This is a genomic window from Streptomyces sp. NPDC041191 (assembly GCF_055591945.1).
This window is the reverse complement of sequence record NZ_JBVIZC010000013.1, coordinates 156,723-176,038: the sequence shown is the minus strand read 5'-3', so window position 1 is coordinate 176,038 and position 19,316 is coordinate 156,723. Positions and strand designations below refer to the sequence as shown.

Genomic DNA, 19,316 nt, shown 5'->3' with positions numbered 1-19,316 from the left:
CACTCAACCCGTGAAGCCTCTCGTGACGCAGTACGGCCAGGACGAGACCCGGGGTAGGGCCAGGCATACCTCCGATACGGGCCCCGGGCCGATGGCAGGGGACCGGGGGAGCCCCTTACGGTCGTGCCCATGCACTCTCGGAACGTGTGGCAGGCCATGTCCCGGCCGGGCTTCCTGCTGTCGGCCTGGCCATGGCGCTCCGCCGCGTACCTGCTGACCGGCGCGGTCACCGGCGTCGCCACCCTGGTGGGGATCGTGGTGATGGCCGCGGTCTGCGGTGTGCTCGTCTTCGTCCTGGTGGGGCTGCCGCTGCTCGTCCTGGTCGCCCTCAGCGGGATCCCGGTGGCCGAGGTGGAGCGGCGCAGACTGCGCCTGGTCCACCGCGACCCGGTCTCCGGCCCGCACCAGGTGCCGGCCGCGCCGGGACTGCGGGCCTGGCTGACCACCCGGCTGCGCGAGCAGGCGACCTGGCGGGAGCTCGGCTACACGCTGTTGTTCGCCGGGCTGCTGTGGCCGGTCGACGCCCTGGCGATCACGGTCGCCCTGCTCTGTCCCCTGTCCGTGGTCTCCACCCCGCTGCTGATGGCCACGGTCGGCGACGGCCACGAGGCGAAGGTGCTCAAGCAGTGGACGGTCACCACCTGGCCGGCCGCGTTCGGCGTCGCCGTTCTGGGCCTGCTCCTGATGATCCTCTGCGGGTACGTGCTCGGCGTCACGGCGGGCGCCCGCGCCGAGCTGGCCCGGCTGCTGATCGCCTCCCGCGAGGGAGAGCTCGGCGCCAAGGTGGTCGAACTGGCCCGCTCCCGCGTCCGGTTGGTCGAGGCGTTCGAGGCCGAGCGGCGCCGCATCGAGCGCGATCTGCACGACGGCGCCCAACAGCGTCTCGTGGCCCTCACGATGGCCCTCGGACTGGCCCGCCTCGACACCCCGCCCGGTCCGCTCGCCGACCACCTCGCCAAGGCCCAGGAGGAAGCGGGCCGGGCGCTCGCGGAACTGCGCGAGCTCATCCACGGTATCCACCCCAAGGTCCTCACGGACTACGGTCTTCACACCGCGGTCGCCGATGCCGCCGACCGCTGCGCGATCGACGTCGACGTCGACCTGGAACTGCCGGGCCGGCCGGCCCGGGCCGTCGAGTCCGCCGCGTACTTCGTGGTCTGCGAGGCGCTGGCGAACGTCGCCAAACACAGCGGGGCCGACCGTGCACGGGTGAGCGGCGGTCATCGCGACGGACGCCTGTTCCTCGAAGTGCGGGACGACGGCCGCGGCGGCGCGGACGCCGCGGACGGCAGCGGCCTCACCGGCCTCGCGGACCGGGTGTCCGTCCTGGATGGCAGACTCGCCCTGACCAGTCCGTCGGGCGGACCGACTCTGTTGCGTGTGGAGTTTCCTTGCGAGTTGACCGAAACGGCCGATCGCTCCGCGTAGTGCTGGCCGAAGACAGCGTGCTGCTGCGGGAAGGGCTCATCGGTCTGCTCGGCCGCTGCGGCCACGAGGTGGTGGCGGCCGTCGGGGACGCACGGGCACTGGTCGCGGCGGTCGAGGAGCACGTCCCCGACATCGTGATGACGGACGTACGCATGCCGCCCGGTTTCCAGGACGAGGGCCTGCACGCGGCAGTACGGCTGCGCGCGAAGCGTCCCACCCTCCCGGTCCTGGTCCTCAGCCAGTACGTGCAGCGCACGTACGCCGCCGAACTCCTGGACTCCGGCGACGGATCGGGCGTCGGCTATCTGCTCAAGGACCGAGTGGGCCAGGTCGAGGAGTTCGTGGAAGCGCTGCACAAGGTGGCGGACGGCGGAACGGTGGTCGACCCCGAGGTGGTGCGCCGGCTGCTGCGCCGCCGCCGCGATCCGCTGGAGCGCCTCACCCCGCGCGAACGCGAGGTGCTGGTACTGATCGCCGAAGGCAAGTCCAACGGCGCGATCGCCAAGAAGCTGGTGGTGTCCGAAGCCGCCATCGGCAAGCACATCAGCAACATCCTCACCAAGCTGGACCTGCCCCCGGCGGACGAGACCCACCGCAGGGTCCTTGCCGTCCTCACCTACCTGCGGGCATGAACCGCCGGGGACACCGGGCCCCCGTGCCCGGTTGCCGAGCAGGCCGAGCGGGGCGGCTCCGGACACGGCGGTCACCACGGCTTCGGCGGCGTGATCGGTCTGCCCCGATTCAAGGGTCATTCGGTCGGGTAGCCGCGCTGCGTGAGCGAGAAGGAGGACGGGTCCAGTGGAACGTGATACCGGTGGTGAAAGCGGTGCCCAGCCTCCGGCGGAGGAGGGTCTGGTGCGTGCCGACTACACGCTGGAGGGAGGGGGCAGCCGCATCGCGGCCGCACGTCGCCATGCCGCGGCCTTCCTGGAGAGGATCCGCACCGAGTACGGCCTGCCGGTGTCGCAGCGTGTGCGGGACCTGACCGAGCTGGTCGTCAGCGAACTGGTCACCAACGCCCACAAGTACGCCCTGGGGCCCGTCCTGATGCAGCTGCGCATCGGCGCCGGCGGTGTGGACGTCGTGGTGTGGGACAGCAATCCGGCCGTTCCGGTGGTTCGCGCCGCCGACCCCGGCAGGGTGGGCCAGCACGGTCTGGAGATCATCAAGAAGGTCGCCGAGAAGCTGTCCGTCGAGCGGGACCCGGCCGGCAAGCGCATCACCGCCCGCCTCGCCCTGGCCGACGTCTCCGGCGCGGCGTAGAGACCCCCGTCCGATTCGTTTTTCCACGGTTCCGGCGCACGGTCGGCATCCGCGCGAACGGCGACGAAGCGGCGCCGGGCGGGATCGGCGGGAGGACGAACAGCGCAGCAGGGTCGCCGGGGCGGAACGGTTTCGGCGGAGACCTCGACGAGCGCGCGGAAGGCCCCCACCCGGGGAGAGAGGGTGGGGGCCCGTCCTGCACGGCTCAGTCGGTGAGCGCGTCCTTGATCTTCTCCTTGGCCTCACGGGCGTCGCCCTTGGCCTGGTCGGCGCGGCCCTCCGCGGTCAGCCGCTCGTTGCCGACCGCCCTGCCCGCCGTCTCCTCGACCTTGCCCTTGGCCTGCTCGGCCTTCGCCTGAACCTTCTCGTCCCCGGCCATGACATCCACCTTTCGCTTTGCGGAATCCTCTTCCCGCCGTCCGCCTTACCGCCCGCCGCTCCGGCAAACCTCCGTGTGCACGGCGACCGCACCACTTGAATGAGTGCAGGCCGGCACGTTCTCCCCGCCCCGTCAGAAGTTCGCGGTGCCGACCCGCCGGGACAGGGGCACAGGGGCACAGGGGCACAGGGGAAAGCCGACACCAACCGCAGCGGGTCGCGCTCGGCGAGGCGATGGCCTACGGGCGGGAACGGCCGTCGTTTCCTCGTCAGGCATCCCCGGCGTGCCGAACAAGGCGACGATCCGGCCCCTCCACGGCCGGGGAGAAGAAGGCCCGGGCACGGCGAACGGCTCCGTCCCGGACGAAGGGACGGAGCCGTTTCACAGGTGGTGCGGTTTTCGAGAGACCACTCAGGCGTGTCGTCGGTTGCCGGTGACGAGGCGGTAGAGGGCCAGGAGGATGACGGAGCCGATGATGGCCGCGATCCAGGTGGAGAGGTCGAAGAAGCCGTCGATGGAGTCGACGCCGAAGATGACCTTGCCGAGGAAGCCGCCCAGCAGGCCGCCGGCGATGCCGATCAGGATGGTGATGATGACGCCGCCGGGGTCCTTGCCCGGCATGATCGCCTTCGCGATGAAACCGGCGATGAGGCCGATGAGAATCCACGCGATGATGCCCATGATGCGTCTCCTACCTGCTCGTATAAAGCCTGTGTCAAGAGAGCGTTTGCGCGATCGGAAGGCTTTCAAACCTGCCGTTCCCCATTCTCTGCGCGCGCCGGCGGCGCAGGCGGTCGTCGCCGCCCTGCTCGCCGACGCCGACGGGGCCACCCGCGCCACGGTGCGCTCCCTGCACGACGCTCGCGTCGCGGCGCACCACGAAGACGCTGTGGGCCAGGGGCCCGGCGTCCGGGGCCCCGGCGGCGCGCACGCTGCCGTGGTGGCAGGCGTCGTGGACCGGGACGTCGATCTTCCGGCCCCGGCCGAAGGCTTCGTGCTGCTGGAGGTAGCGGTCCAGCGCGCCCTTGCGGCTCTCGGCCTCGTGGACGGCGACGATGGGCGCCTCCCCCCCCCGGTACCCGGCGGCCAGGAGACGCGCCACGGGTTCCTCCGTCACATCGACGTGTTCCCGCCGGTAGAGGTGGAGCCGCCGTGGGGGAAGCCGGAGGGGAGAGGAAGAAGTTCTCCCCCCTGCTCACCACGCGCTTCGGCACACCTGCGCCTCGACCGTGCCGGAAGCCGGAGAGTTCGTTGTGCCCCTTGCTCGGTGGCTCGGACATTCCTCCCCGGCGATCACCCTCGGTTACTATGCTCACTTCGTGCCGGAGGCCGGCAGTAAGCGGCGCGGCGCCGTCGACGGTCTGCTGGGGGAGCGGGGAGGCCGGCGCGCCGGCCGAAACTCCCCAGCTTCTCCCCAGCCCCGTCGACCGGCGATTCCCGCCTCTCAGCTCCGGAGAAGTCGTCCGTGGATTGCAAGGTTGAAGAGATGGGTGGCTTGAGAAAGTGTTGGAAGAGGTCGTAGCGACCCGCTATGTCACGCCCCTGCGTGAAGGCGGCTCGCTCCCCGGGATCGTCGAGGCCGACGACCTCGGCACGTACGTCGTGAAGTTCACCGGCGCGGGCCAGGGGCGCAAGACCCTGGTCGCCGAGGTCGTCTGCGGGCAGCTCGCCCGCCGGCTCGGGCTGCGGGTGCCGGAACTCGTCGGCGTCCAGCTCGATCCGGTCATCGGGCTCTCCGAACCCGACCAGGAGGTGCAGGAGCTGCTCAAGGCGAGCGGCGGGCTCAACCTGGGCATGGACTTCCTGCCGGGTTCGCTGGGCTTCGATCCGCTGGCGTACGAGGTGGACTCCACCGAGGCGGGGCGGGTCGTCTGGTTCGACGCGGTGATCAACAACGTCGACCGGTCCTGGCGGAACCCGAACATGCTCGTCTGGCACGGCGACCTGTGGCTCATCGACCACGGCGCCACCATGATCTGGCACCACAACTGGCCGGGTGCCGCCGCCTCCGCCGCGAAGGCGTACGACGCCTCCGACCACGCGCTCGCCCCCTTCGGCCCGGACATCGCCGCCGCCGCGGCCGAACTCGCGCCGCTCGTCACCCGCGAACTCCTCGAAGAGGTCACCGCCGACGTGCCCGACGCGTGGCTCGTCGACGAGCCCGGCTTCACCGGTCCGGAGGAGGTGCGCGCCGCCTACGTCGAGGCGCTGCTGCCCCGCGCCGCGACCATCCACGAGCGGATCACGCTCGGGCCGCGCACCGAGAGCCGCCCGCAGCGGCCGCCCGGCTGGCTCGCCGAACGCCTCGTACCCCGGCCGCACCCCACCGAGAAGGACAGCACCACGTGAGCGACCGCGACGTCTTCGAGTACGCGCTGCTGCGCGTGGTGCCGCGGGTCGAGCGCGGCGAGTGCTTCAACGCGGGCGTGGTCGTCTACTGCCGCGCCCGCTCCTTCGTGGCCGCCCGTACGCACCTGGACGAGGCCAAACTGGCCGTGCTCGACCCGGCGGCCGACGTGGCCGGCGTCCGGGCCGCGCTGCGCGCGGTCGAGGGGGTCTGCCTGGGCGGGGACGCCGCCGGCCAGGCCGGGAGCGACGACGCGGGACGCCGTTTCCGCTGGCTGATCGCGCCGCGCTCCACGGTCGTGCAGCCGGGGCCGGTGCACACGGGCCTCACCGCCGATCCCGAGGCCGAGGTGGAACGCCTGCTCGGTCTGCTGGTGCGCTGAGCGCCCGCCCCGGGCCGGGAGTGGCCAGGTGCACCCGGTGGGCCGTTGACACCGGGTGCCAGGGCTTCTAGCGTCTCGTCTGCGGACGATACTAAGCGGTCGCTCATGTGCGGGACGCAGGAGCGGACGTCCGGGCCCGGCCGCCACCAGGGACGATCCAAGGGCGAGGAGAACCAAGCATGTCCACCACCGAGCAGCGCGTAGCCGTCGTCACGGGCGCCGCGCGGGGCATCGGCGCGGCCACCGCGCTCCGCCTCGCGGCCGAGGGCCGCGCCGTCGCCGTACTCGACCTCGACGAGGCGGCCTGCAAGGACACCGTCGAGAAGATCACCGCCGCGGGCGGCACCGCCCTCGCGGTCGGCTGCGACGTCTCCGACGGCGCCCAGGTGGAGGCCGCCGTCGCGCGCGTCGCCGCCGAGCTGGGAGCGCCCACGATCCTCGTCAACAACGCGGGCGTGCTCCGTGACAACCTGCTCTTCAAGATGTCCGAGTCGGACTGGGACCTCGTCATGAACGTGCACCTGAAGGGTGCCTTCCTGATGGCGAAGGCGTGCCAGAAGCACATGGTGGACGCGGGCTTCGGCCGGATCGTCTCCCTCTCCTCCTCCTCGGCGCTCGGCAACCGGGGCCAGGCCAACTACTCGGCCGTCAAGGCCGGTCTGCAGGGCTTCACCAAGACCCTCGCCAAGGAGCTCGGCAAGTTCGGCATCACCGCCAACGCCGTCGCCCCGGGCTTCATCGTCACCGAGATGACCGCGCAGACCGCCGAGCGCGTCGGCATGGGCTTCGAGGAGTTCCAGGCCGCCGCCGCCACCATGATCCCGGTGCAGCGGGTCGGCCGTCCCGAGGACGTCGCCAACGCCATCGCGTTCTTCACGGGCGACGACGCCGGCTTCGTCTCCGGCCAGGTCATGTACGTGGCCGGCGGCCCGCTCAACTGACGGCCGGCCGGAACAGGAGGAGGAGAGCGTGAGTACACGGGAACGGCCGGAGCTGTCCGGCAGGGTCGCCCTCGTCACCGGGGCGAGCCGGGGCATCGGCTACGGCATCGCCGAGGCGCTGGTCGCCCGCGGCGACCGGGTCGTCATCACCGGGCGCGGCGAGGAGGCGCTCAAGGAGGCCGTCGAACGGCTCGGCGCGGACCGGGTGATCGGCGTCCCCGGCAAGGCCCACGACGACGCCCACCGGGCCGCCGCGGTCGAGGCCGCCGTGGACGGCTTCGGCCGGCTGGACTTCCTCGTCAACAACGCGGGGACGAACCCGGTCTTCGGCCCCCTCGCGGACCTCGACCTCGACGTGGCCCGCAAGGTCTTCGAGATCAACGTCCTCTCCGCGCTCGGTTTCGCGCAGCGGAGCTGGCACGCCTGGCAGAAGGAGAACGGCGGGGCGATCGTGAACATCGCCTCGATCGCCGGCGTCTCCGCCTCGCCCTTCATCGGGGCGTACGGGATGAGCAAGGCCGCGATGGTCAACCTGACCCTCCAGCTCGCGCACGAGTTCGCCCCGGTGGTGCGGGTCAACGCGATCGCCCCGGCCGTGGTGAAGACGAAGTTCGCGCAGGCGCTCTACGAGGGCCGCGAGGCGGAGGCGGCCGCCTCGTATCCGCTCGGCCGGCTCGGCGTGCCCGAGGACATCGGCGGCGCGGCGGCCTTCCTCACCTCCTCGCAATCGGAATGGATCACCGGTCAGACGCTCGTCGTCGACGGCGGTATTTTCCTGAACGCCGGAGTCGGCTGACCGATAATCGGACACTTTCCGGAATTCGTGTCCGGATTGGGGCCGGTTCCCCATCGAATGCCTCAAGTGCCCCGTCAGGCTCGAACATTGACCTGGCGGGGCGCTGCGGTATCGTCGGCCGACCCCAGGCTGAACGAGGAGCGTGCACGTGTTCAACCGGACCAGTCTGCAGGCGGCTGCAGCCCTTGTGTCCATATCCCTGATATCCGGATGCGGTGTCTTCTCCGACAGCGAATCCGCAGGGAACCAGAGGATCGTCGTCGGCACGACGAGTTCGCCCTCCACGCTTGATCCAGCCGCATCCTGGGACAACGCGTGGGAAATGTTCCGGAATGTTTTCCAGACACTGGTGAGTTTCCCGACGGGCAGCACCCTTCCGCAGGCGGACGCCGCCGAATGCAAATTCACCGACACCTCCAGCCGGGTCTTCGAGTGCAAGCTCCTGGAGGGCCTGACGTTCTCCAACGGGCACAAGCTGGACGCCAAGGCCGTGCAGTACTCGATCGAGCGCATCCGCACGATCAACCACAAGGGCGGCCCCAACGGCATGCTCGGCTCCCTCGACAAGATCGAGACCGTCGGCGACCGCACGGTCGTCTTCCGGCTCAACAAGCCGGACGCCACCTTCCCGTTCGTCCTGGCCACCCCCGCGATGTCCATCGTGGACCCGGCCGACTACCCGGCCGACCGGCTCCGCGCCAAGGACGGCAAGGTCACCGGATCGGGGCCGTACGTCCTCGACTCGTACTCCGAGCGCAAGACGGCGGAGCTGACCAGGAACCCGACGTACAAGGGCTTCGCCGACCGCAAGAACGGCGGCGTGACCATCAAGTACTTCGAGGAGTCCGAGGCGATGGTCGCCGCGCTCCGGAAGAAGGAGATCGACGCCACCTACCGCGGCCTCACCGCCGAGGAGGTCGTCTCCCTCCAGGACGACAAGCCCGAGAACAAGGGCCTGCAGATCGTCGAGTCGACCGGCGCCGACATCCGCTACCTGGTCTTCAACGCCCAGGACCCCACCGTCGCCAAGCCCGCCGTCCGCAGGGCCATCGCCCAGCTCGTCGACCGCGACGAACTGATCAACCGGGTCTACCAGGGCACCGCGGAGCCCCTGTACTCCATGGTGCCCAAGGGCGTCGCCGCCCACACCACCAAGTTCTTCGACCACTTCGGCGCGCCGAGCGTCGAGAAGGCCACCCAGATCCTCCGCGACGCCGGCATCACCGAACCCGTCCCGCTGACCTTCTGGTACACCACCGACCGGTACGGCTCCTCCACGGCCGCCGAGTTCGCCGAGCTCAAGCGGCAGCTGGAGCGGTCGGGACTCTTCAAGGTCACCCTGCACGGCAAGCCCTGGACGGAGTACCAGGCGGCCTACCAGAAGGGCGAGTACCCCGTCTTCGGCCGCGGCTGGTTCCCCGACTTCCCGGACCCGGACAACTTCGTCGCGCCCTTCGTCGGCAAGGAGAACGCCCTCGGCACGCCCTACCTGAGCCCCCGGATCACCGACGTGCTGCTTCCCCGGTCCCGCCGCGAGAGCGACCGCGCGACCGTCACGGACGAGTTCGTGGCGGCCCAGGAGATCATGGTCCAGGACGTCCGGCTGCTGCCCCTGTGGCAGGGCAAGCTCTACATCGCGGCCGGCGAGGACATCGGCGGCGGCGAGCGCGCCCTCGACCCGCAGACGGTCATGCAGCTCTGGGAGCTGAGCCGACGCGCCAGCTGGTAGGAGAGCCCGCGGGGGGTCACTGTCAGTGGCCCCCGGTAGGTTCGGGGACGTAGACAGGAACGTCCACCGGAGGTTGTTGACCGTGACCGACACCAGCATGCTGCCCGAGTCCTGGCGGGGTGTTCTCGGCGAGGAGCTGCAGAAGCCGTACTTCGCCCGGCTCGCCGAGTTCGTCGAGGAGGAGCGCGCCAAGGGACCGGTCTTCCCCCCGAAGGACGAGGTGTTCGCCGCCCTCGACGCCACCCCGTACGACAAGGTGAAGGTCCTGATCCTCGGTCAGGACCCCTACCACGGCGAGGGCCAGGGCCACGGCCTCTGCTTCTCGGTCCGCCCGGGCGTGAAGACCCCGCCCTCCCTGCGGAACATCTACAAGGAGATGCACGCCGAACTCGGCCTCCCGATCCCGGACAACGGCTACCTGATGCCGTGGGCCGAGCAGGGCGTCCTCCTGCTCAACGCCGTGCTGACCGTCCGCGCCGGCGAGGCGAACTCGCACAAGGGCAAGGGCTGGGAGAAGTTCACGGACGCGGTGATCACCGCCGTCGCCGCGCGCCCGGACCCGGCCGTCTTCGTCCTCTGGGGCAACTACGCGCAGAAGAAGCTGCCGCTCATCGACGAGGAGCGGCACGTGGTGGTGAAGGGGGCCCACCCCTCGCCCCTGTCGGCGAAGAAGTTCTTCGGGTCGCACCCCTTCACGCAGATCAACGAGGCCGTGGCGGCGCAGGGCCACGAGCCGATCGACTGGCGCATCCCGGACCTCGGCTGAGCCTCGGTCCGATCCGGACCGGGTGCGGCTAGCGTCGGTCCTTCCAGTGGTGGTCTTGTGGAGGTCGCGGTGACCGGGCAGCAGCAGGTGTCGGACGACGGGGTCATGACCAGCATCGGGCAGGCCCTGATGCTGCTCCACGGCGGCGACCGCGAGGAGGCCCGCAACCGCTTCACGGCGCTGTGGCAGCGGATCGGCCCGGACGGGGACCCCCTGCACCGCTGCACGCTCGCGCACTACATGGCGGACGCCCAGGACGACCCCGAGACCGAGCTGGCCTGGGACCTGCGGGCGCTGAGCGCGGCCGAGAGCCTCCCGGAGGAGCGGCTCGCTGCCCACGACCCGACGGTCGCCCTCCGGGCGCTGTACCCGTCGCTCCACCTCAACCTGGCCGCCGACTACGTCAAGCTCGGCAGGCCCGACGCCGCCCGCACCCACCTGGACCGGGCACGGGCGGCGTCGGACCACCTGGACGACGACGGTTACGGGAACGGGGTGCGGGCCGCGATCGAGCGTCTGGAACTGCGGCTGCGGGAGGAGTGAGGCGTCGGAACGGGCCGGGCCGCCCCGGACCTTCCCGGAGGCCGCTCCCGGGTCCCTCCGCAGGGCACGGCCCGCCACTCACCGGCCGTACGTCCCGTGCCTCACCGGGCGTACACCCCGTGCCTCACCGGCCGTGGGCGCCGAGGCAGATCCCCGGCCGGTCGCCGCCGGGCCTCCACCCGCCGTACCGGTCGCCCGGAGCGCAGAGACCGGGCAGGGCCGTCCTTCCCGGCAGGGTCGGCAAGCCGTGGAGGTCCGGTGGGTTCATCCGGTCCGGGAGGACCGGCCGGTCCGGGAGGGCCGGCCGGCCCGGAGGGTTCAGCGGGGTCGGCCGGGCCGCCGGACGCGGCTGTTCCCGCTGTCGTGGTACGACGCCGGGGCGGAGCGCCTCCCGGCCCGACGGGGCCGTCGTCCGCGGCTGCCCCCCGGCTGTCGGGGCCGGCCGGGACGCGGCGGGGGACGGGAGAGCGGGGAGCGCCGCTTCTAGGGCCTCGCGGGCCGGGCCCCCGAGGAGCTGCGGTGCCGCGGCCTCGCCCGGGCGTAAGGTCCCCGCCGGGGCGGTGACGGGAGCGGGCGCCGTCGGAGCGGCCACCGAGACGCACCCCGTCAGGGCGGCCACCGCCGCTCCGGCCAGGATCTTCGCTGTGGTTCGGGTTCCATGCACCCGCGCCACTCTGCTGTCCCCGCGGGGACTTCGCGCCCCTACCGGCGGGGAATGCCCCGCACGGGTGAGCCGCCGGACGCCCGCCCTTGACCCGCCCGGCGGTCCCGGAGCGGGAGCCGCGCCGGTACGCGCGGGCCCGTCCCCTCAGTCGCCGGTCGCGCCGTCGATCCGCTCCCGGATCAGGTCCGCGTGGCCGTTGTGACGGGCGTACTCCTCGATCATGTGGAGGTAGATCCACCGGAGGTTGAACTTCTTCCCCGAGCGGTGCTCGCCCGCGCCCAGGTCGTCCAGCTCCCGGCCGGCGGCCAGGGCGCGCGCGTGGGCGATCTCGGCCTGCCAGGCCGCGTGGGCCTCCTCGTAGGTGTCCCCGTCCGCGACGTGGATGTCCCGGTCCTCGTCCTCCTCGGTCATGTAGAGCTCCTCCACGTCCTCGCCGGCCAGGATGCGGCGGAACCAGTGGCGCTCGACCTCGGCCATGTGCCGGGCCAGGCCCAGCAGGCTGAGGCCGGAGGGCGGGACGGAGAGGGTGCGCAGCCGGACATCGTCCAGCCCCTCGCACTTCCCCGCGAGGGTCGCGCGATGGAAGTCGAGCCACTGTTCCAGGGCCTCGCGTTCGCCCGTGGTGGTGCCCGGGGCGACGCGCGGGACGGTTTCGATGTGATCGTTGGTCATGGGGGCATCGTCCTCCACGATCATGGCCGGGGCCAGCGATTTGGGCGGTGCCCGGCCCCGGCCGGCGGACCGGTCCCGCCCGCGTAAGCTGACCGGCGCGAACGGCCCGTACGGCCGGGACCGGCGAACGACGACAAGGGAGAACCCGTGAAGGTTGGCTGCATCGGACTCGGCGACATCGCGCAGAAGGCGTACCTTCCCGTCCTCGCCACCCTTCCCGGCGTCGAACTGCACCTGCAGACCCGTACCCCCGCGACCCTGGAGCGGGTGGCCGACACCCTGCACCTGCCCGCCGGCCGGCGCCACCGCGACCTCGACTCGCTGCTCTCCGCCGGACTCGACGCCGCCTTCGTGCACGCGTCCACCGCCGCCCACGCCGAGATCGCCGAACGGCTCATCGAGGCCGGGGTCCCCACCTACGTCGACAAGCCCCTCGCGTACGAGTACGCCGACTCAGAGCGGATCGTGGAACTGGCCGAGAAGCGCTCGGTCGGCCTCGCCGTCGGCTTCAACCGGCGCCTCGCCCCCGGCTACGCCCAGTGCCTCGACCACCCGCGCGAGTTGATCCTGCTCCAGAAGAACCGGGTCGGTCTGCCCGAGGACCCGCGCACGCTCGTCCTCGACGACTTCATCCACGTCGTCGACACCCTGCGCTTCCTCCTGCCGGGCGAGATCGAGCACGTCGACGTGCGGACCCGGGTCCGCGACGGGCTCATGCACCACGTGGTGCTCCAGCTCTCCGGCGACGGCTTCACCGCCATCGGCATGATGAACCGGATGAACGGCTCCACCGAGGAGATCCTGGAGGTCTCCGGCCAGAACACCAAGCGGCAGGTCCTCAACCTCTCGGACGTCGTCGACCACAAGGGCCAGCCGACCGTGCGCCGGCGCGGGGACTGGGTGCCCGTGGCCCGTCAGCGCGGCATCGAACAGGCGGTGCTCGCCTTCCTCGACGCCGTGCGCGAGGGCCGGGTGCTCAGCGCCCGCGACGCCCTGCTCACCCACGAACTGTGCGAGCGCGTCGTCCGCGAGGCCCTGGTCCAGGCGTCCTGACGAGGACGCCGTTCCGGCCGGGGAGCACGAGCGGGGCGCCCGGCGACGGGGAACGTCGCCGGGCGCCCCGCTCCGGACGGCACGTCAGCCTGCGGACTCGCCCGCGTGCGGGCTCAGGACATCCGCGCCCACCAGCGCGAACAGCAGGATGCCGAGCAGGATGCGATAGATCACGAACGGCATGAAGCTCTTGGTGGTGATGAAACGCATGAACCACGCGATCACCGCGTATCCGACGGCGAAGGCGATGACCGTCGCGAAGATCGTCGGCCCCCAGGAGACGTGCCCCTCGCCCGCGTCCTTCAGCTCGAACACGCCCGAGGCGAGGACCGCCGGGACCGCGAGCAGGAAGGAGTAACGGGCCGCCGCCTCGCGGGTGTAGCCCATGAGGAGGCCGCCGGAGATCGTCGCGCCCGAGCGGGAGACGCCGGGGATCAGGGCCATCGCCTGGCAGACGCCGTAGATCAGGCCGTCCTTCACGCCGAGGTCCTTGAGCGTCTTGCGCTCGGGGGGCACCCGGTGACGGCCGCCGGTCTCGTCCCGGGCGGCCAGCCGGTCCGCGATGCCGAGGACGACGCCCATGACGATCAGGGTGGTGGCGATGAGCCGCAGATCGCGGAACGGGCCCTCGATCTGGTCCTTGAGCGTGATGCCGAGGACGCCGATCGGGATCGAACCGACGATCACCAGCCAGCCCATCCGGGCGTCGTGGTCCGCGCGCATCGACTTGTCGGTGAGGGAACGGAACCAGGCCGAGACGATCCGCGCGATGTCCTCGCGGAAGTAGATGAGGACCGCCGCCTCCGTGCCGATCTGGGTGATCGCGGTGAACGCCGCACCCGGGTCCTGCCATCCGGCGAAGGCCGCGGTGAGGCGGAGGTGCGCGCTGGAGGAGATGGGAAGGAACTCCGTCAGCCCCTGGACGAGTCCGAGGATGAACGATTCGAACCAACTCATGGGGCTAGGGCCGTCCCGTTATGTACGTGTGCGGTCAGAAGGTCGTGCGCAGCGTACCTTCCCCAGGTGACGGGAGCCCGGGTAGGGCGTGTCCGTGAAGTGGCGCTCCGCGGGACGTCCGGGGGCCCGGCCGTCCGGAGTGCCGCGGCCCCGCCCTCGGCGGACGGCGCCCGCCGGTTCCGGCTCGGGTACGGCGTCCGGGACGGGGAGCGGGGCCCGCAGACCGTGCCGTTTGCGCCAGGCCACCACCGCCGCGACGAGCCCCGACACGACGATGAAACCGGCCGGGAGGAGAAAGGCCGGCGAACCGGGCGAACCGGCCTGGGCGCCCGCCACCACGTACGCCGCCGTGTTCGGGACCGTGCCGAGCCCCGTCGCCACGAGGAACGGCACGTACCCCATCCGGGAGACCGCCGCGCAGTAGTTGGCCGCCGCGAACGGCACCCCGGGGAACAGCCGGATCGCCAGCATCGAACGGAACCCGTGCCGGCTCAGCTGCCCGTCCGCCGCCGTCAGCCAGCGGCCCCGCACCAGCGGCCGCAGCGCGTCCTGTCCCAGGTACCGGCCGAGGGTGAACGAGATCCCGGCGCCGAGCACCGTCCCCGCGACCGCCCCCGTCAGGCCGGCGGCCGAGCCGAAGAGCGCGCCCGCCGCCAGGTTCAGGACCGGACGCGGCACGAACGCCGCCGTGCATACTCCGTACGCCAGACCGAAGAGCAGCACCGCGTCCGCGCCGTCCGCCCGTGGCGTCCGGCCCGGGGCCAGCAGGCGCTGCGGCTCGTAGAGCACCACGAGGGCGGCCGCCGTGAGCAGCAGCAGCGCGAGCACCGAGAGGCGCGAACGGGGGGAGAGGAGGACCCGGAAGCCGCGGGCGGCGAGGGAGCCCGGCGGCCGGGAGGCGGGAGCGAGCATTCGGGGAGAGTAACGGACGGGCGCGTAGGGGCGCCGTAATGTGCGTCATGTCCGTCCGGGCCTGACCCCGGAGCACGGAGGCTCCCGGCGCCGGGACGGGCGTGCGGACCGGCGGCGGCACCCCCTCCACGGCCGGCGCCCACCTCGCCGCCGGGTACGAGAAGGGCGTCATCGCGTCCGACGGACGCGGGAACAAGGTGCTCGCCCCGCCGGACCCGCGCCGGACGTGCCCGGGTTGTCCGCCCCGGGGAAGCCGTCGCCGCCGTCCGAAAACGGCCGCCCCCGCCCGCCCGGCCCCCGGACCGTCCGCCCGCCCCGCCCCGCCCCGTCACAATGGGAAGGTGAACGAGCACATCCCCGTCGTACGCGAGGTCGACCACGGCACCGCGCGTCTCATGCCCGACGTGGACCGGGAGCGGGCCTGGCTCCTGACGGTCGACGGCGCGCCCCAGTCGTACGTGGACCTGGACGATCCGGCACACCTGGAGTTCGAGTACGCGCGCCGGCTCGCCCACGTCGTGGACGGCGCGGCGGCGGAGGGCGAGCCGCTGGACGTCCTGCACCTGGGCGGCGGGGCGCTCTCCCTGCCCCGGTACGTCGCCGCCACCCGGCCCGGCTCGCGGCAGGACGTGGTCGAGGCGGACCGGGGGCTGCTCGCGCTGGTCGCGGAGCACCTGCCGCTGTCCGGGGCGTCGGGGATCACGGTGCACGGCGCGGACGCCCGGCGCTGGCTCGAAGCGGCCCCCGCCGCGTCGGTGGACCTGATCGTGGGGGACGTCTTCGGCGGCTCGCGCGTACCCGCCCACCTCACCTCCGTCGAGTACGCGCGCGAGGTCGGGCGCGTCCTGCGGCCCGGCGGCGTCTACGCGGCCAACCTGGCCGACGGCGCGCCCTTCGCCTTCCTCCGCTCCCAGCTCGCCACCTTCGCCACCGTCCTCCCCGAGCTCGCGCTCGTCGCCGAGCCGGGCGTCCTGCGCGGCCGCCGCTTCGGGAACGCCGTCCTGGTCGCCTCCGCCCGCGCGCTCGACACCGCCCGCCTCGCGCGCCGGGCCGCGGCGGACGCGTTCCCCGCGCGCGTGGAGCACGGGGACGCGCTCGCCCGGTTCACCGGGGACGCGGAGCCGGTCCGGGACGCCGGGGCCGTGCCGTCACCCGTTCCCCCCGCGGGTGCCTTCGGCATCGGCTGAGGCCGGCCGCGGGGCCGGGAGGGCGCCCGAGGCGGACACGGGCCCGGGAGCGGACACGGCTCCGGGAGCGGACACGGACCCCGGGGCCGCGCTGCTCCCCGGCGCCTCCCGGGTCTTTCCGGCGTGCGGGCGCCGGGTCAGGTTCCGTACGTCCGGCACGAACAGGACGAGGGCGGTGACGAGGACCATCAGCGCCGCCGCGCCCCACAGCGCCCCGCTCCGGCCGAACGCGCCCTCCGCCGGGCCCGTGAGCGCCGTGGTCAGCGGCAGCAGGGCCGTCGAGCCGAACCAGTCGTAGGCGGAGACCCGGGACAGCTTCTCCTCGGGGATCTCCTGGTGCATCGTCGTCATCCACGAGACCCCGAAGACCTCGATCGCCACGCCGCTCACGAACATCGCGGCCGTCAGACCGGCCGGGGACAGCGGCACCGCGAGCGCCGCCGAGGGCAGCGCGATCGGGAAGACGCACAGCGTCCCCACGAACAGCATCCGGCGCGGCTTCCACCGGGTCATGAGGACCGCGCCGGCGACCGTCCCCACGCCGTACGCGGCGAGCGCGAAGCCCCAGGGGCGCGCGCCGCCCAGCTCCTCCCGGGCGACCATCGGCCCGTACACCGACTCGACCGCGCCGATCAGGCCCACCACCACCGAGAACTGGGCGACGATCGACCACAGCCAGGGCCGGCCGACGAACTCCTGCCAGCCCTCCCGCAGGTCGGAGAGGAGCCCGCCGCCCGGAGCGCGCGCGGGGACGTTCCGCACGTCGAGGAAGGCGCGCAGTCCGCCCGCGACGGCGAAGGCGAGGGCGTCGATCGCGAGGACCCAGCCCGGCCCGACGAAGGCGACGAGCGCGCCGCCGAGCGCGGCGCCGCCGATGGAGGCGCCGTGCATCGCCATCCGGAAGACGGCGAACGCCCGAGCGGCCTGTTCCCCGCCGACGGTGGACAGGAGCATGCCCTCGGCCGCCGGGTTGAAGAACGCCTGGCCGGTGCCGCAGAGCGCGGTGAGCACCATCATCTGCCAGATGCGGGCCTCGCCGGAGAGCACCAGGGCGGCGAAGACGGCCTGCGACACGCAGTTGAGGGCGTTGGCGGCGACCATGACCCGGTGCCGGGGCAGCCGGTCGGCGACGGCGCCGCCGACGAGCAGGAAGAGGACGAGCGGCAGGAAGCGCGCCATCGCCACGAGGCCCACGTCGCCCGCGTCGCCGCCGGACTCGAAGACCGCCCAGGTGGTGGCGATCAGCGCGCCGTGCGTGCCGAGGTTGGTCACGACCGTGGCGGCGGTCAGCAGGAGGTAGTTGCGGCCGGCCCACTCGGGGCGGCGGGAGCGCGGCGGGGTGGAACCGGGGGAGGCGGCGGATGACATCACCCCGGGACTATCCCCGGCCCCTCCCCGAAGTGCCAAACGGATATCGGGGCGGGCCGGGCGCGGTCACCGGGAGGGGCCGTTCCCGGTGACCGCGGTGGTCAGGAGTTCTCGGCGAGCCGGACCGTGGAGAGGATCTTCTGGATCGTGGCGTCCGGCAGCTCGTCGCCGACGCCGTCGGCCGCGTTGAGGATCCAGGTCGAGAAGTCGCCCTTCGCGTTCTTGAACGAGAAGGCGATCGCCTTGCCGTCCGACTCGCACTTGTTGCGCTTCTTGACGTTCGGCGCCGTCGCCGTCGACACGCTGCCGGTCAGGCCGGAGGCCGTCGTGTACGGAACGGCCTTGGTGATCTTGATGGTGTTCTTCGGCATGTGCTGCGCGTAGCCGCCCCACACCCACGTGCCGGCCTCGCTGTACGCGGCCTCTTCGGTGTTCTTGGCGCCCTGGCCGCCCTTGGTGCCGGCCGACGCCAGGCTCCAGCTCTCCTCCCGGCCGTCCTTGTTGGTGTCGTAGGTGCACCACTTGCCCTTGAGGTGGGTGGGCCCCGACATCGTGACGAGCGGGCTGCCGTCGCCCTTCGCCTCGTCCTCCAGGAAGCTGGCCGTCCCGGGCTTCATGACGTCCCATTCCGGCGGGACGTCGAAGAGGGTCCCGTACTTCGGGTTGTGGACGACCTTCCAGCCGGGAATCGTCGGCTGCCGCGCGGCGCCGTCGCGCGGGTTGTCCAGCTCGGTCGACGGGCTCGTGTCGGGCGTCGGCCCCGTGGGGGCGGTGGCCGTCACGGACGGCTTCTTGTCGTCGGCGACCGGCTTCTCGCCGTCGTCCCCGCCGAGCGTGAGGAAGGCGGTGACGCCGGCCGCGACGACCACGGCGGTCGCGGCGGCGATCACCACGAGGGTCTTCCTGTTCCCGCCGGGGCCGCCGGGCTGTCCCGGGCCCGGCATCGCGTACTGCTGCGGCACGGTCGGCTGCTGGTACGGGTTCGGGTACCCCGGCTGCGGGCCGTACGCCTGCTGCGGGTGGCCCGGCGGGACCGGCGGCTGCTGCGCGTAGCCGGGCTGCGTCGGCGGCTGCGGGTACCCGGGCTGGGCCGGCGGCTGCTGGTACGGGTTCGGCTGCTGGTACCCCGGCTGCTGGTAGGGATTCTGACTCTGGTCCTGCGGGTTCTGCTCGCCCCCGGGCGGCTGCTGTCCTGGCCACATGGCCAGTAACCATAGAGGTGCGGCGGCCGTCCGGCCATGTCCGCCCCCGGGCCGGGGGCCCCGGGGGGGATGGCCAAGGCTGCTACTGGCGGGTAACATCGCGGGGCATGAGCGCAGACCAGAAGTCCGTGGGCGAGATGCTCGCCGCCACGGTCCCCATGGCCGGAACCCTGAACCTGGAGTTCCTGGAGACCACCGCCGAGCGCGCCGTCGTGCGCCTGCCGGACCAGCCCGCCTACCACAACCACGTCGGCGGCCCCCACGCCGGAGCGATGTTCACGCTGGCCGAGTCCGCCAGCGGCGCCATCGTGCTCGCCGCCTTCGGCGACCAGCTGACCCGCGCGGTCCCGCTCGCCGTCAGGGCCGAGATCGGCTACCGGAAGCTGGCCATGGGCGTCGTCACGGCCACCGCCACCCTGGGCCGCCCCGCCGCCGAGGTCGTCGCCGAACTCGACGCGGGACAGCGGCCGGAGTTCCCGGTGCGGATCGACATCACCCGCGAGGACGGCGCCGTGACCGGCGAGATGACCGTCGTGTGGACCCTGCGCCCGAACAAGGCCTGACCCGCGCCCCGGCCCGCCGCCCCCGCACCCCTCCGGGTACGGGGGCGGCCGTGTGCCGTACGGCGCCCGGCGCAGGGGCCGGAGGCGGGCCCGGGACCGGGGTCGGAGGCCGCCTGGGCCGGGGCCCGCGCGGTCCGACCGGGTAGGCTGCACCGGCGTGCCCG

The 19,316-nt window shown here is 72.5% G+C and carries 20 protein-coding genes and 1 pseudogene; 13 read left to right on the top strand and 8 right to left on the bottom strand.

All coding sequences use genetic code 11. The annotated features are described in order from the left end of the window. Nucleotides 1-156 precede the first annotated feature (156 nt). The 3 genes from ACZ6AQ_RS25375 (at nucleotide 157) to ACZ6AQ_RS25365 (ending at nucleotide 2,691) form a co-directional block, all read left to right on the top strand. Nucleotides 157-1,428 (top strand): sensor histidine kinase, encoded by a 1,272-nt coding sequence (locus ACZ6AQ_RS25375; protein ID WP_468762654.1) that lies wholly within the window; start codon nucleotides 157-159, stop codon nucleotides 1,426-1,428. Beyond that, nucleotides 1,428-2,060, top strand: coding sequence for a response regulator transcription factor (locus ACZ6AQ_RS25370; RefSeq protein WP_468762573.1), 633 nt, complete (start codon nucleotides 1,428-1,430; stop codon nucleotides 2,058-2,060). Before ACZ6AQ_RS25375 ends, ACZ6AQ_RS25370 begins: the two co-directional genes overlap by 1 nt. A 223-nt stretch (nucleotides 2,061-2,283) precedes the next feature. Then, nucleotides 2,284-2,691 (top strand): ATP-binding protein, encoded by a 408-nt coding sequence (locus ACZ6AQ_RS25365; RefSeq protein WP_468762571.1) that lies wholly within the window; start codon nucleotides 2,284-2,286, stop codon nucleotides 2,689-2,691. Between the two features lie 205 nt (nucleotides 2,692-2,896). Here the strand turns inward: ACZ6AQ_RS25365 and ACZ6AQ_RS25360 are convergent, their stop codons facing one another. The 3 genes from ACZ6AQ_RS25360 to ACZ6AQ_RS25350 form a co-directional block, all read right to left on the bottom strand. Beyond that, nucleotides 2,897-3,070 (bottom strand): CsbD family protein, encoded by a 174-nt coding sequence (locus ACZ6AQ_RS25360; RefSeq protein WP_388692368.1) that lies wholly within the window; start codon nucleotides 3,068-3,070, stop codon nucleotides 2,897-2,899. A gap of 411 nt (nucleotides 3,071-3,481) precedes the next feature. Then, a complete protein-coding gene (locus ACZ6AQ_RS25355) occupies nucleotides 3,482-3,751 on the bottom strand; it encodes a GlsB/YeaQ/YmgE family stress response membrane protein (RefSeq protein WP_388692366.1) in 270 nt (89 codons plus the stop codon). Nucleotides 3,752-3,785: 34 nt separating this feature from the next. Further along, entirely contained in the window at nucleotides 3,786-4,172 is a 387-nt protein-coding gene (locus tag ACZ6AQ_RS25350; RefSeq protein ID WP_468762569.1) for a zeta toxin family protein, read from the bottom strand. 401 nt (nucleotides 4,173-4,573) lie between these two features. Here ACZ6AQ_RS25350 and ACZ6AQ_RS25345 point away from each other — a divergent pair, with 401 nt between their 5' ends. From ACZ6AQ_RS25345 to ACZ6AQ_RS25315, 7 genes are all read left to right on the top strand, one after another. Then, a complete protein-coding gene (locus tag ACZ6AQ_RS25345) occupies nucleotides 4,574-5,419 on the top strand; it encodes a HipA family kinase (protein ID WP_468762567.1) in 846 nt (281 codons plus the stop codon). Beyond that, the gene (locus tag ACZ6AQ_RS25340; protein ID WP_468762565.1) at nucleotides 5,416-5,799 is read left to right on the top strand and encodes a DUF3037 domain-containing protein; all 384 of its coding nucleotides are present in this window, start codon (nucleotides 5,416-5,418) and stop codon (nucleotides 5,797-5,799) included. Before ACZ6AQ_RS25345 ends, ACZ6AQ_RS25340 begins: the two co-directional genes overlap by 4 nt. A gap of 179 nt (nucleotides 5,800-5,978) precedes the next feature. Beyond that, entirely contained in the window at nucleotides 5,979-6,740 is a 762-nt protein-coding gene (gene fabG, locus ACZ6AQ_RS25335) for a 3-oxoacyl-ACP reductase FabG (protein ID WP_388692316.1), read from the top strand. Between the two features lie 28 nt (nucleotides 6,741-6,768). Next, complete coding sequence (locus ACZ6AQ_RS25330; RefSeq protein ID WP_468762563.1) at nucleotides 6,769-7,536, top strand: SDR family oxidoreductase; 768 nt, start codon at nucleotides 6,769-6,771, stop codon at nucleotides 7,534-7,536. 148 nt (nucleotides 7,537-7,684) lie between these two features. Then, the gene (locus ACZ6AQ_RS25325) at nucleotides 7,685-9,265 is read left to right on the top strand and encodes an ABC transporter substrate-binding protein (RefSeq protein ID WP_468762561.1); all 1,581 of its coding nucleotides are present in this window, start codon (nucleotides 7,685-7,687) and stop codon (nucleotides 9,263-9,265) included. Nucleotides 9,266-9,347: 82 nt separating this feature from the next. Beyond that, nucleotides 9,348-10,031: a uracil-DNA glycosylase gene (gene ung, locus ACZ6AQ_RS25320; RefSeq protein WP_468762559.1), complete on the top strand. Its 684-nt coding sequence runs from the start codon at nucleotides 9,348-9,350 to the stop codon at nucleotides 10,029-10,031. A gap of 105 nt (nucleotides 10,032-10,136) precedes the next feature. Further along, nucleotides 10,137-10,574 (top strand): hypothetical protein, encoded by a 438-nt coding sequence (locus tag ACZ6AQ_RS25315; RefSeq protein ID WP_388692472.1) that lies wholly within the window; start codon nucleotides 10,137-10,139, stop codon nucleotides 10,572-10,574. A gap of 808 nt (nucleotides 10,575-11,382) precedes the next feature. Here ACZ6AQ_RS25315 and ACZ6AQ_RS25310 read toward each other — a convergent pair. Beyond that, nucleotides 11,383-11,910: a DinB family protein gene (locus tag ACZ6AQ_RS25310; protein ID WP_468762557.1), complete on the bottom strand. Its 528-nt coding sequence runs from the start codon at nucleotides 11,908-11,910 to the stop codon at nucleotides 11,383-11,385. A 147-nt stretch (nucleotides 11,911-12,057) separates the two neighbouring features. On the opposite strand from ACZ6AQ_RS25310, the gene ACZ6AQ_RS25305 reads away from it, so the two are divergent. Next, nucleotides 12,058-12,963 (top strand): Gfo/Idh/MocA family protein, encoded by a 906-nt coding sequence (locus ACZ6AQ_RS25305; RefSeq protein ID WP_468762555.1) that lies wholly within the window; start codon nucleotides 12,058-12,060, stop codon nucleotides 12,961-12,963. 84 nt (nucleotides 12,964-13,047) lie between these two features. Here ACZ6AQ_RS25305 and ACZ6AQ_RS25300 read toward each other — a convergent pair whose 3' ends face one another. Both ACZ6AQ_RS25300 and ACZ6AQ_RS25295 read right to left on the bottom strand, forming a co-directional pair. Beyond that, entirely contained in the window at nucleotides 13,048-13,920 is an 873-nt protein-coding gene (locus ACZ6AQ_RS25300; RefSeq protein WP_468762553.1) for an undecaprenyl-diphosphate phosphatase, read from the bottom strand. A gap of 216 nt (nucleotides 13,921-14,136) precedes the next feature. Next, a pseudogene (locus ACZ6AQ_RS25295) lies at nucleotides 14,137-14,832 on the bottom strand (TVP38/TMEM64 family protein); the annotation flags it as partial. Between the two features lie 341 nt (nucleotides 14,833-15,173). On the opposite strand from ACZ6AQ_RS25295, the gene ACZ6AQ_RS25290 reads away from it, so the two are divergent. Then, entirely contained in the window at nucleotides 15,174-16,019 is an 846-nt protein-coding gene (locus ACZ6AQ_RS25290; protein WP_468762551.1) for a spermidine synthase, read from the top strand. On the opposite strand, the gene ACZ6AQ_RS25285 is transcribed toward ACZ6AQ_RS25290, so the two are convergent. Next, on the bottom strand, nucleotides 15,981-17,387 hold the full coding sequence (locus ACZ6AQ_RS25285) for an MFS transporter (RefSeq protein ID WP_468762652.1): 1,407 nt from the start codon (nucleotides 17,385-17,387) through the stop codon (nucleotides 15,981-15,983). The genes ACZ6AQ_RS25290 and ACZ6AQ_RS25285 overlap by 39 nt on opposite strands. 101 nt (nucleotides 17,388-17,488) lie before the next feature. Further along, nucleotides 17,489-18,589, bottom strand: coding sequence for a DUF8017 domain-containing protein (locus ACZ6AQ_RS25280; RefSeq protein ID WP_468762549.1), 1,101 nt, complete (start codon nucleotides 18,587-18,589; stop codon nucleotides 17,489-17,491). A gap of 107 nt (nucleotides 18,590-18,696) precedes the next feature. On the opposite strand from ACZ6AQ_RS25280, the gene ACZ6AQ_RS25275 reads away from it, so the two are divergent. Next, nucleotides 18,697-19,152: a DUF4442 domain-containing protein gene (locus ACZ6AQ_RS25275; protein WP_468762547.1), complete on the top strand. Its 456-nt coding sequence runs from the start codon at nucleotides 18,697-18,699 to the stop codon at nucleotides 19,150-19,152. Nucleotides 19,153-19,316: the final 164 nt, after the last annotated feature.

Bases quoted from the DNA above. Each gene is read 5' to 3' on its own strand.
- ACZ6AQ_RS25355 (WP_388692366.1), bottom strand. From the start codon at position 3,751: ATGGGCATCATCGCGTGGATTCTCATCGGCCTCATCGCCGGTTTCATC.
- ACZ6AQ_RS25280 (WP_468762549.1), bottom strand. From the start codon at position 18,589: ATGTGGCCAGGACAGCAGCCGCCCGGGGGCGAGCAGAACCCGCAGGAC.
- fabG (WP_388692316.1), top strand. From the start codon at position 5,979: ATGTCCACCACCGAGCAGCGCGTAGCCGTCGTCACGGGCGCCGCGCGG.
- ACZ6AQ_RS25285 (WP_468762652.1), bottom strand. From the start codon at position 17,387: ATGTCATCCGCCGCCTCCCCCGGTTCCACCCCGCCGCGCTCCCGCCGC.
- ACZ6AQ_RS25275 (WP_468762547.1), top strand. From the start codon at position 18,697: ATGAGCGCAGACCAGAAGTCCGTGGGCGAGATGCTCGCCGCCACGGTC.
- ACZ6AQ_RS25375 (WP_468762654.1), top strand. From the start codon at position 157: ATGTCCCGGCCGGGCTTCCTGCTGTCGGCCTGGCCATGGCGCTCCGCC.
- ACZ6AQ_RS25310 (WP_468762557.1), bottom strand. From the start codon at position 11,910: ATGACCAACGATCACATCGAAACCGTCCCGCGCGTCGCCCCGGGCACC.
- ACZ6AQ_RS25360 (WP_388692368.1), bottom strand. From the start codon at position 3,070: ATGGCCGGGGACGAGAAGGTTCAGGCGAAGGCCGAGCAGGCCAAGGGC.
- ACZ6AQ_RS25300 (WP_468762553.1), bottom strand. From the start codon at position 13,920: ATGAGTTGGTTCGAATCGTTCATCCTCGGACTCGTCCAGGGGCTGACG.
- ACZ6AQ_RS25315 (WP_388692472.1), top strand. From the start codon at position 10,137: ATGACCAGCATCGGGCAGGCCCTGATGCTGCTCCACGGCGGCGACCGC.